This is a genomic window from Streptomyces sp. NPDC003247, assembly GCF_042888135.1.
Classification (GTDB): Bacteria; Actinomycetota; Actinomycetes; order Streptomycetales; family Streptomycetaceae; genus Streptomyces.
Genome location: NZ_JBIAPF010000006.1, coordinates 504,364 through 513,627, shown reverse-complemented (window position 1 = coordinate 513,627; position 9,264 = coordinate 504,364). Strand labels below are relative to the sequence as shown.

The following is a 9,264-nucleotide window of genomic DNA, read 5'->3' as shown; positions in this document are numbered from 1 at the left end:
CCGCAGCCCGCAGCCCGCAGCCCGCAGCCCGCAGCCCGCAGCCCGCAGCCCGCAGCCCGCAGCCCGCAGCCCGCAGCCCGCAGCCCGCAGCCCGCAGCCCGCCTTCACCTCCCGACGTCGTCACGGCACGCGGCGGGCCCCGTCAGGGCCGGATGCCGTCGCAGGCGATGGGCAGGTGCCGTGGCCCGCGCAGGACGGCGTTCTGCCGGTACGGCGGCGGGTCCTCCAGGAGGCGGGGGTTCTCCAGTCTGCGGGCCAGCTCCGCCAGGGCGAACTGGGCCTCCAGCCGGGCGAGCGGCGCGCCGAAGCAGCTGTGGATGCCGCTGCCCAGGCCGAGGTGCTGGATGTCCCCGCGGTCCGGGTCGAAGCGGTCCGGGTGCGCGAAGCGCTGCGGGTCGCGGTTGCCGGAGGCCAGCACCAGCCAGAGGGAGGCGCCCTTGGGGATGGTCACGCCGCGCACCTCGACGTCGGCGAGGGTGGTGCGCTGCGGCACCAGCTGCACCGGCGGCTCGAAGCGCAGCAGCTCCTCGACGACGGGCACGGCGAGCCGCGGATCCGCGCGCAGCCGCTCCAGGACGCCGGGGTTGCGCAGCAGCGTCAGCATGCCGTTGGTGACCAGGTTGACGGTGGTCTCATGGCCCGCGATCAGCAGCAGCGCCGCGGTGCTGAGCAGCTCCATCGTGGTCATCGTGCCGTCCGGGCCCGCGGCCGTGGCCAGCTGGGAGAGCATGTCGTCGCCGGGCTTCTTGCGGCGCTCCTCGATCAGTCCGGACAGGTACATGCCCAGCTGCATACGGGCGTCGTGCGACTCCTTGCCCCGCTGCGTGGGATCCGCGTCCGGGTCGGGGTCCAGGCTCGCGGCGATGGTGTCCGCCCAGCTGTGGAAGCGCGCCTCGTCCTCGCGCGGCACCCCGAGCAGCCGGCAGATCACCGTCACCGGGAACGGATAGGAGAACTGCTCCACCAGGTCGATCCGGCCGGGGTCGCCGATGCCGTCGATGAGACCGGAGACGATGTCATGGAGCTCCGCACGCATCCCGTCGACGCGGCGGGGGGAGTGCGGCGGCCCGAAGGGCCGGTTGGTCATGCGCCGCAGCCGGTCGTGTTCCGGCGGGTCCAGCCGCAGGAAACTGGGCGGCAGGGCGCTCTGCTCCTCCTGGACCGACTCGGCCAGCGGGTCGTGGGAGGTCGACGCGAGATTGCGGGCGTCGGAGCTGATGCGCGGGTCGTGCAGCAGGCTGCGGATCTCGTAGTAGGTGCTGACGACGTACGGCCCGTCCTCCTCGTGGTGGACCGGCGTCTTCCGCAGCTCCTCGTAGATCGGGTACGGATCGGCGCGGTTCGCGTAGTCAAGGATCTGATGCAGCAGTGATGGCGTCATGGCGGGTCCTCGGGGCCGGGCGGGTCAGTGCGCGGGCGTGAACGTCAGCCGGCGGTCGGCGGGCGCGTATCCGCTGAGCGTCACGGTGGGCCCGTGGCTGGGAACCGACGGGTCGGGGAAGTCGGCGTCCACCGGGCGCTGCCCTTCCGGGTGCCGGTCGACCGTGGGGAACGACGGCGGGAACGGCGCCGTCGTCTCGATCAGCTCCTGGTAGAACGGCAGCCACCGGGCATGGTCGAAGGCGACCGCGCCGATGACGCGCCCCTGGTACCCGTAGACGCCGAGGAACCGGTGGGCCTCCAGCGAGCCCTGCGGGACGACGATCTCCGTCCCCAGCGTGGGCACGCCCACCGACTTGATGTTCACGCCGAACTGCGACGACCAGAAGGCCGGCACCCACATGTGCGGGAGGCGGTCCGCGGACACGCTGAGCATGTTGTGCGCCGCGATCTCCGCCTGGGTGACGGCGTTGCCCCAGTGCTCCAGGGACAGGAACTGGTAGCCGAACAACGGGTGCGGGGAGCGGGCGACGTCACCCGCGACGTAGATGTCGTCGGTCACTATGCCGCGGATGTCGAAGGCGCGGCAGCCGGCGTCGCAGGCGATGCCGCGGGGGCCCGCCCCGAGCCCGGACCCGGTGAGCCACTCGGTGTTCCGGGTGGCGCCGAGCGAGACGACCACCACGTCCGTCTCGACGGTGGAGCCGTCCGACAGGTGCGCGGCACGCACCCGCCCCGAGGCGTCGCCCTCCAGGGCGGTCACCATCACCCCGCACCGCAGGTCGACGCCGTGCTCGCGCTGGAGCTCGGCGGCGACCGCGCCGACCACCCCGCCGAGCGCGCCGACCAGGGGTGCCGCGCCGCGCTCGGCGACGGTGACGGCGAGGCCGCGCTCGCGGCAGGCGGAGGCGATCTCCGAGCCGGTGAACCCGGCGCCGATGACGAGGACCCGCCGGGGGCCGTCGGCGAGCCGCCGGGTGAGCGCCGCGCTGTCGTCCCGGGTCCGCAGCACGAACACCCCGTCGAGTTCCGCCTCGGCCTCCCGCGGCCACGGGCGCGCCCGCACCCCGGTCGCGATCAGCAGCCGGTCGTAGGGCACCTCGTCGCCGTCCGCCAGCCGCACCCGGCGGGCGGCCATGTCCAGGCCGGTGGCCGCGACGCCCAGCCGCCACGTCGCGTCCAGGGCCCGGCGCCGGGGCAGCGCGGTGCGGTCGGCGGCCGCCCTGCCCAGCAGCACCTGCTTGGACAGCGGAGGCCGGTCGTACGGCTCGTAGGGTTCGTCGCCGATCATCGTCAGGGATCCGGCGAAGCCCTTGGCGCGGAGCGTCTCCGCGGCCCGCAGGCCCGCCAGCGAGGCGCCGACGACGACGATGCGGCCCTCGCGCCGGAGGCTCTCCAGGGACGCGTCCGCGTTCACCGGACACCGCCCCGGCCGGTCGCCGTCTCGGCCGGCGCGTCCACCGTGTCGACGAGGATGGCCTGGACGGGGCAGGCCGCGGCGGCCTGCGCCACCTTCTCGCGCTGCGCCTCGTCGGGCTCGGGGAGGTAGAGCAGTCCCTCCTCACCGTGCATGGTGAAGACGTCGGGCGCCAGGAACGCGCACTGCGCGTACCCCTGGCAGCGGTTCAAGTCGACGGCAATCCTGACCACGGGACCGGTCCTCTCCGACGGCCTCCGCGACCGTCTGCGACCATCGTGGGCGTCCGCGGCGGACGCGGCGACGAGAGGGAGCCCGTCGGAGTGAACGCCGCGCCCGTCATCCGGGGCCCGGCCACCGCGCGCCGGCGGGCCGCCGCCGCCCCCACAGGATGTGCAGGCTCACGACCAGTGCCCAGCCCGGGAAGACCAGCTCCGACCAGGGCAGGTCCGCACCCGCGACGAGCAGCGTGAGACCCGCGAGGAGGCTGAGGACGACCAGCGGGCGGGGGAAGACCCCGAGGCGGCGGCCGATGGTCGAGGAGGTGAGGACGAACACCGCCGCCATCCGCATCGCGTACGTGGTCAGCAGGGCGTAGGCGTAGTGGCGGCCGAACGGCGAGTGCTGCCCGCTCTCGTCGAGCACGGTCGCCGCCGCGGCGGCACTGCCGAACAGGGTCGCGACGAAGACCAGGCCACTGCCCAGGAACACCGTGGCCACGAACCGGTCCTCGCCGGCGCCGGCCTGCTCGCGCAGGGCTCCCATGAACCACAGGAAGGCGATCCCGGCGAACGGGACCAGCGCCAGCGCCGTCCGCACGGCGCTCCGCTGCCCGGCGCCGACGGTGACCTCGTCCGCGCCGGCCCCGGCGGGCAGGGCGAGGCGCATCAGCACGATCGCCGTGGCCATCAGGACCGCGAACACCACCCCGGCGATCCCGACGGCCCGCGGCGTCCCGAGGTGCTCGTGTTCGTGCCTCATGGTCCCTCGCTCTCCCGTCCGCACCGTTCTGGTCCAGACAGCAGCAATCCGGCACCGCGCGCCACCGGGGCGTCACCGGGGCCCTCCGTCCGTTCGGCCGCCCCGCGCGGGGGCGTGCGGGGCCCTGTGGGGCGGTGCGTCCCTTGCCTGTACCGCCCGCCCGGCGCAGGCTGAGGGTATGGGTGCTCATGAGGGCCCGACGCTCATCACGTCCGTGCAGCGAGCCTTTCGCCTGCTGGAGGCCGTGGGCGCGCACGAGAACGGCGCGCCGGCGAAACAGCTGGCGCGGGAGACGGGCCTGCCGCTGGCGACCGCCTACCACCTGCTGCGGACGCTGGTGCACGACGGATACATCCGCAAGCTGGACGACGGCGGCTTCGTCCTGGGCGACAAGCTCCAGGCGCTGCACAGCAACGGCCGCGGACAGGCGCTGCTCAGCCGCGTCCGCCCCACGCTCGCCGCGCTCCGGGACGAGCTGGCGACCGCCGCCTACCTCACCTTCTACGAGGAGGGCGAGATCCGGGTCGCCGAGATCGTCGACGGCCCCCGGGCGCCCAGGGTCGACCTGTGGGTGGGGTTCGAGGACGCCGGGCACGCCACCGCGCTGGGCAAGGCTGTGCTCCGCGAGATGGACGAGGACTCCCGCAAGGAGTACCTCTCGCGCCACCACCTCGCCGACCTCACCCCGCGGACCGTCACCAGCCTTCCGGAACTGCTCCGGCGGCTCGACCTCTCCCCCCTGGCCCCGGCCGTCACGGACATGGAGGAGTACACCCTCGGCACCGTCTGCGTGGCCGTGCCCGTCTACAGCGGCACCACGCTCGGGTCGCTCGGCGTCTCCCTGCCGGTGGACCGGCTGCCCCGGCTCGACGCGGTCCGGGCCCGGCTGCTGCCCATCGCGAGCCGCGTGACCAGGAGCCTGTCGCTCACTATCTGAAAAACCACCGCTTGTGGCGCCCGGCCCGAACCCCGTTTCCTGGATTAAGTAGGACATATCAGTGCTCGTATACAGGTGAGGACCCCGGACGGAACATGAGTCAGGCGCAAGACCATGGTGACGCCCACCGGCCGATACGGCCGTCCAGCGATCGAGCAGTCCCCTGCCGGGCGGGGGCGTGGCGGAAGGGCGCCGCACAGCTGGCCGTCGGCACGCCCGTGCTGCCCGTTCTGATCATCTCCGTCGTCGTGCTCGTCGACTTCGTCGGCGGAGCGGGCATGATCTGGCTCCCCCTGCTCACGGCCGGACCGGCGCTGGCCGCCATCACCAACGGGCCCCGCGGAGTGCTCTGCGTCGGTCTCCTCGCCGCGGCGCTGAGCACCGCGCACGGAAGCGTCAACGGCGTCCCGGGCCGGCAGGTCCTGGCCGTCCTGTCCGCCGTGGTGGCGGTCACCCTGGCGAGTGCCCTGGCCAGCACGCTGCGCGGCCGCCGTGAGCGGGTGCTCGCGGACGTCCGCTCCGTCGCGGAGGCCGCCCAGCACGCGCTCCTCACCCCCATACCGGAGACGGTCGGCCCGTTCCGGGTGGCCGTCCGCTACAGCGCCGCGGCGGCGGAGGCCCGGATCGGCGGCGATCTCTACGCGCTGGTGCCCACCCCGTACGGGGTCCGGCTGATCGTCGGCGACGTGCGCGGCAAAGGGCTGCCGGCGGTGGGGACCGCCGCGCTCGTGCTGGGCATCTTCCGCGAGGCCGCCTACGACGAGCCCGACCTCCTCGCCGTCGTCGGCAGGATCGAACGGAGCCTGGCGCGCAACCTGGGCAGCGACGACTTCGTCACCGCCGTCGTCGCCGGATACCCGCGGGCAGGGGAGCTGGAGGTGGTCAACTGCGGACACGCCCCTCCGCTGCTGGTCCGCGCCTCCGGTGACGTCGTGCCGGTCGAGTCCGCCCATCCGGCGCCGCCGCTGGGCCTGCGCGCCCTGTCCGGACAGGTCCCCACCCTCCAGGTGCTGCCCTTCGCCGAAGGAGAGCAGTTGCTGCTCTACACCGACGGGGTCACCGAGGCCCGCGACCACGGCCGTGCGTTCTACCCGCTCGCCGAAGGGCTGGCGCGCCATGTGTCCGACGAGCCGGCGCGCACGCTCACCGCGCTCCACGACGAACTGCTGACCCACGTGGGCGGCCGGCTGCACGACGACGCGGCGCTGCTGCTCCTGCGCAAGCCGCCCCTTCCGGAGCCCGCCGCGTCCCTACGGGCCGTCCCCACGTCCGTGTCCGACGCCGGCCGGGGCCCGCGGCCCCCGTCGCAGGCCCGCACCGCTGAGGGGCAGGTGTACGGCTGAGGGGCAGGTGAGCGGGACCGCGCAGGCGCACCGGAAAGGCACCGGAGCGTCGGGCCGCGCACGCCGTACCCGAAGGACACCGGAGCGTCAGGCCGCGCAGGCCGCGCAGGCCGCGCAGGCCGCACCGGAGCGCGGCCGGTCCGCCGCGTCGCGCGCGCTCACACCGAGACGAGTTCGGCCCACCGGGTCACGCCACCGGGGTGCACGTCGGTGCCGTACCGGGTCGCCAGCGCGTGGACGATCGTCTCGCCCCGGCCGTGCTCGTCCGGGTCGACGTCCGTGCACGCCGACCCGGCGGCAGGTACGGGTCCCCCGTCGCTGACCTCGACGCGCAGGGTGCCGAGCCCGCCGCCGCGGAACCACGACAGCCGCAGCTCCGCCGGGGGCAGGGCGTGGACGAGCGCGTTGGTGAGCAGCTCGGACACCACCAGGAGCGCTTCGTCGGCCGTCTCCGGGGAGACGCCCCAGTGGGCCAGGACCACTCCCGCGTGCTGCCGTACGGCCGAGACCGCCCCGGTGACGGGCGGGAGTCGCCAGACGTACTCGACGTCCTCCCGCGCCATCCTGTTGAGCCCTACCGCCATGTGCCGTCCTCCGGTGAGCGCTGTCGGCCGAAACTGGCCTCGACGCGCTGTGCCGGGCCTCGATGCACCGTAGGGAGCGAGAAGGAGAACGGTCAATGAACACCGGTCGCCATTGCCGAACGCCCGCGTCCGATCCGGCGGCGGGACGCCCGCCGCCACGACCGGCGTACGCCGCGCGGCGGTAATAAGCTCGCATCATGGCCGGACCGGTCCAGTCGATCGAACGGGCGGCGGCGATCCTGCGGCTGCTCGCGGGCGGGCCCCGCCGGCTCGGGCTCGGCGAGGTCGCGGCCTCCCTCGGCCTGGCGAAGGGCACCGCCCACGGCATCCTGCGCACCCTCCAGCACGTCGACTTCGTGGAGCAGGACGCCGCGACCGGGAAGTACCAGCTCGGAGCCGCCCTGCTGCACCTGGGCACCAGTTACCTGGACGTCAACGAACTGCGGTCGCGCTCCATCAACTGGGCCGACGCCCTGGCCGCCCGCAGCGGGGAAGCGGTGCGCCTGGGCACCCCCCTGGAGGGCAGGGTGCTCGTCGTCCACCATGTGTTCCGGCCCGACGACACTCTCCAGACGCTGGACGTCGGCTCACTGCTGCCGCTGCACGCCTCCTCGCTCGGCAAGGTGCTGCTGGCCTTCGGCACCGCACCCCTGGAGCCGGCCGTCGACCTCGGCCTGGAGGCGTACACCCGGCACACGCTGGTCGTCCCGGAACAGCTCACCCGGGCGCTCGCCGAGATCCGCGAACTCGGCTGGGCGGGCGAGGTCCAGGAGATGAGCATGGGGGAGGCCGGCATCGCCGCGCCGATCCGCGGCCACGGCGGCCTCGTCGTGGGCGCCGTCGGGCTGTCCGGCCCGGTCGAGCGGATCTGCGACAGCCAGGGCCGCCCGCGGCCGAGCCTGGTCACCCTGCTGCGCGAGGCCGCCCGGGCGATCTCCCGGGACCTGGGTGCCGCTCGCTGGTGACCCCACCGCCTCTCGGCACGTCGGAAGGCAGACCGATCATGGTTGAACGGTACGTAATGTCCATCGACCAGGGCACCAACTCCACCCGGTGCATCCTGTTCGACCACCACGGCCGGTTGGTGTCCGTCGCCCAGCGGGAGCACCAGCAGCACTTCCCCCGGCCCGGATGGGTCGAGCACGACGCCGCCGAGATCTGGCGCAACGTGCGGCGCGTGGTGCCCGAGGCGCTGACCGGCGGCGGTGTCGGAGCCGAGGAGGTCGCCGCCGTGGGCCTCGCCAACCAGCGGGAGACGACGGTGCTGTGGGACCGGCGGACCGGCACCCCGCTGGGCAGGGCGATCGTCTGGCAGGACACCCGCACGGCACCCCTCGTCGACGATCTGCGACGCCACCCCGGGGACGGCTTCTTCCTCGACCGGTGCGCCCTGCCCCCCTCCACCTACTTCTCGGCGCTGCGCCTGCGCTGGCTGTTCGACCACGACCCCGCACTGGCCCGGCGCGCCGAGGACGGCGAGGTGCTGTGCGGCACGATGGAGAGCTGGCTGATCTGGAACCTCACCGGCGGCACGGACGGCGGCCTGCACATCACCGACGCCACCAACGCGAGCCGCACCATGCTGATGAACATCCGCACGCTCGACTGGGACGAGGACCTCCTGGCGTTCTTCGGCGTCCCCCGCCCCATGCTGCCCGCGATCCGGCCGTCCGCCGAGACCTACGGCGTCGCCCGCTCGGTCCTCCCCGGAGTCCGCATCACGGCCGCCCTCGGCGACCAGCAGGCCGCCCTCTTCGGCCAGACCTGCTTCTCCCCGGGCGAGGCGAAGTGCACGTACGGGACGGGCGGCTTCCTGCTGCTGAACACCGGCACCGACGTCGTACGGTCCCGGAACGGGCTCCTCACGACCGTCGCGTACAAGATCGGGGACCAGCCCCAGGCCTACGCCCTGGAGGGGTCGATCGCCGTCACCGGGGCGCTGGTCCAGTGGTTCCGCGACCGCCTGGAACTGATCAGCAGCGCGCCGGAGATCGAGACCCTCGCGCGCACGGTCGAGGACAACGGCGGCTGCTACATCGTCCCCGCCTTCTCCGGCCTGTTCGCACCCCGCTGGCGCAGCGACGCGCGGGGTGTCATCGTCGGCCTCACCTCGTACATCACCAAGGGCCACCTGGCGCGGGCCGTCCTGGAGGCCACCGGCTGGCAGACGCGGGAGGTCGTCGACGCCATGAACGCCGACTTCCCGGTCCCCCTGGAGCGGCTCAAGGTCGACGGCGGCATGACGGCGGACAACCTGCTCATGCAGTTCGTGGCCGACGTGCTCGACGTGCCCGTGGTGCGGCCCATGGTCGCCGAGACGGTCTCCCTCGGCGCCGCCTACGCGGCCGGGCTGGCCGCCGGCTACTGGACCGACCTGGAGGTGCTCCGCCGCAACTGGCACCGGGCAGGCCAGTGGCTGCCGGACATGGCCCCCGAACGGCGGGAGGCGGAGTACGACAACTGGCGGCGGGCCGTCGAGCGGTCGATCGGGTGGATCAGACCCGCATAGGGCGTAGGGCGGAAGAAGCGTCGGCCGGCACGTCCCCGGGCACGGGGGCCGCCCCGGCGTCCGCCCGCAGGTGTCGGGCACCGTCGCCCTCCGTCCGGCCCGATAGTGTGGGG

At 73.9% G+C, this 9,264-nt stretch carries 9 protein-coding genes; 4 read left to right on the top strand and 5 right to left on the bottom strand.

From position 1 onward, the window contains the following. Positions 1-142 precede the first annotated feature (142 nt). The 4 genes from ACFYWQ_RS23080 to ACFYWQ_RS23065 form a co-directional block, all read right to left on the bottom strand. Entirely contained in the window at positions 143-1,381 is a 1,239-nt protein-coding gene (locus ACFYWQ_RS23080; RefSeq protein WP_389518747.1) for a cytochrome P450, read from the bottom strand. Between the two features lie 24 nt (positions 1,382-1,405). Beyond that, entirely contained in the window at positions 1,406-2,797 is a 1,392-nt protein-coding gene (locus ACFYWQ_RS23075) for an NAD(P)/FAD-dependent oxidoreductase (RefSeq protein WP_389518746.1), read from the bottom strand. Beyond that, positions 2,794-3,030, bottom strand: coding sequence for a ferredoxin (locus ACFYWQ_RS23070; RefSeq protein ID WP_389518745.1), 237 nt, complete (start codon positions 3,028-3,030; stop codon positions 2,794-2,796). The genes ACFYWQ_RS23075 and ACFYWQ_RS23070 overlap by 4 nt, the downstream gene beginning before the upstream one ends. Positions 3,031-3,136: 106 nt before the next feature. Further along, positions 3,137-3,778, bottom strand: a complete 642-nt coding sequence (locus ACFYWQ_RS23065; protein WP_389518744.1) for a hypothetical protein — start codon at positions 3,776-3,778, stop codon at positions 3,137-3,139. 178 nt (positions 3,779-3,956) lie between these two features. Between ACFYWQ_RS23065 and ACFYWQ_RS23060 the strand changes: the two genes are divergently transcribed. Further along, positions 3,957-4,715: an IclR family transcriptional regulator gene (locus ACFYWQ_RS23060; protein WP_389518743.1), complete on the top strand. Its 759-nt coding sequence runs from the start codon at positions 3,957-3,959 to the stop codon at positions 4,713-4,715. Positions 4,716-4,810: 95 nt separating this feature from the next. Further along, positions 4,811-6,058, top strand: coding sequence for a PP2C family protein-serine/threonine phosphatase (locus ACFYWQ_RS23055; RefSeq protein WP_389518742.1), 1,248 nt, complete (start codon positions 4,811-4,813; stop codon positions 6,056-6,058). Between the two features lie 158 nt (positions 6,059-6,216). On the opposite strand, the gene ACFYWQ_RS23050 is transcribed toward ACFYWQ_RS23055, so the two are convergent. Beyond that, positions 6,217-6,642 carry an ATP-binding protein gene (locus ACFYWQ_RS23050; protein WP_389518741.1) on the bottom strand — a complete coding sequence of 142 codons (426 nt, stop codon included), beginning with the start codon at positions 6,640-6,642 and terminating at the stop codon, positions 6,217-6,219. Positions 6,643-6,839: 197 nt separating this feature from the next. On the opposite strand from ACFYWQ_RS23050, the gene ACFYWQ_RS23045 reads away from it, so the two are divergent. Together ACFYWQ_RS23045 and glpK are read left to right on the top strand one after the other, a co-directional pair. Next, positions 6,840-7,607: an IclR family transcriptional regulator gene (locus ACFYWQ_RS23045; protein ID WP_385075981.1), complete on the top strand. Its 768-nt coding sequence runs from the start codon at positions 6,840-6,842 to the stop codon at positions 7,605-7,607. Between the two features lie 38 nt (positions 7,608-7,645). Beyond that, on the top strand, positions 7,646-9,151 hold the full coding sequence (gene glpK / locus ACFYWQ_RS23040; RefSeq protein WP_389518740.1) for a glycerol kinase GlpK: 1,506 nt from the start codon (positions 7,646-7,648) through the stop codon (positions 9,149-9,151). The last annotated feature ends 113 nt before the right edge of the window (positions 9,152-9,264 follow it).

Bases quoted from the DNA above. Each gene is read 5' to 3' on its own strand.
- ACFYWQ_RS23065 (WP_389518744.1), bottom strand. From the start codon at position 3,778: ATGAGGCACGAACACGAGCACCTCGGGACGCCGCGGGCCGTCGGGATC.
- ACFYWQ_RS23080 (WP_389518747.1), bottom strand. From the start codon at position 1,381: ATGACGCCATCACTGCTGCATCAGATCCTTGACTACGCGAACCGCGCC.
- ACFYWQ_RS23060 (WP_389518743.1), top strand. From the start codon at position 3,957: ATGGGTGCTCATGAGGGCCCGACGCTCATCACGTCCGTGCAGCGAGCC.
- ACFYWQ_RS23055 (WP_389518742.1), top strand. From the start codon at position 4,811: ATGAGTCAGGCGCAAGACCATGGTGACGCCCACCGGCCGATACGGCCG.
- glpK (WP_389518740.1), top strand. From the start codon at position 7,646: ATGGTTGAACGGTACGTAATGTCCATCGACCAGGGCACCAACTCCACC.
- ACFYWQ_RS23050 (WP_389518741.1), bottom strand. From the start codon at position 6,642: ATGGCGGTAGGGCTCAACAGGATGGCGCGGGAGGACGTCGAGTACGTC.
- ACFYWQ_RS23045 (WP_385075981.1), top strand. From the start codon at position 6,840: ATGGCCGGACCGGTCCAGTCGATCGAACGGGCGGCGGCGATCCTGCGG.